Source organism: Endozoicomonas sp. SESOKO3 (assembly GCF_024606255.1).
Map to the genome: position 1 here is coordinate 1 of NZ_JAHHPR010000084.1, position 1,073 is coordinate 1,073.

Consider the following 1,073-nt stretch of genomic DNA (forward strand, 5'->3'; position numbering starts at 1 on the left):
TTATCACAGTCATGGCGGAGGTATAGCGGGCGTTGTTTCCGAGAGTGTCATACGCGACAGTGTCAACACCGGCACCGTTTTCATAGCCGGAAAAGCCACTGCTGGCGGTATCGCTGGATGGGTCGATCGGACATCTTCTATTTCAAATGACCTGAATACCGGAACAATAACCTCCAGGGTAAAACGTAACCTACCTACCGGTGGCATTGTCGGAACACTGAAAGGCAACAGCGTTGCTAACAATAATATGAATACCGGCGAAGTCACTGCTACTTTCACCGACAGTTCCGGGGGGATTGCAGGAGAAGCGCAAGCAGCCAGGGTATTACATAACCTGAACACCGGAAAAGTTGCCTCAGATCATGTGATAGGTTCCAGACATACCAATGGAGGCCATAGTGGCGGAATAGTGGGGAAGAGCAGTCAAACCCTGGTCAGCCAAAACCTCAACACAGGCAGTATTTCTTCGAGGTATAGTTCAAGTGCGGGTGGGATAGCAGGGGAAGTAAACAACGCTCCGGTTATTCAAAATGTAAATGTCGGAACGGTCACAAGTGACGGTAATTACGCAGCTGCCGGTGGTATTGCCGGAAATCTCTCTGGTGCAGGTGGAAGCATTCATGACAACCTGAATGCTGGAGCAGTAGCAGAAAAAAGCAGGAAGATAGCTTTCGTTGGTGGTATTTCCGGGACGGCCAAATACTCGGCCTCGGTTTATAACAATGTCAACACGGGGTCAGTTGAGGGTCACCCAACCTTTAGCCATATAAGCCCAGTGGTCGGAAGACTCTTTAATGAGGGTCATATTGCGAATAATCTGGATACTTTCACAAGGCCTAAATGGACTCCTCATTCACGGCGGGGATACAATAAAGGTGTCGTAAGATTATCGAAAAGTGCTCTCAAATCTGGCTTAAACGGTTTGAACAGCACACTCTGGAATGCCGGTGATGCAACACAGCTGCCAATGCTCAGAGCCGTTAACACGCCCTACCGTGATCTTGTCCGAATCAATGGTACCCAACAGGCAAACAACCAGTTTCCCATCGTCCTGATTGAGTTTGCCGACCCTG

General features: G+C 49.2%; 1 protein-coding gene. It reads left to right on the top strand.

The genetic code is table 11. The features are described from left to right. Nucleotides 1-1,073: hypothetical protein (locus tag KDK18_RS01340; RefSeq protein WP_257252642.1), on the top strand; the 1,073-nt coding region annotated here is incomplete at both ends.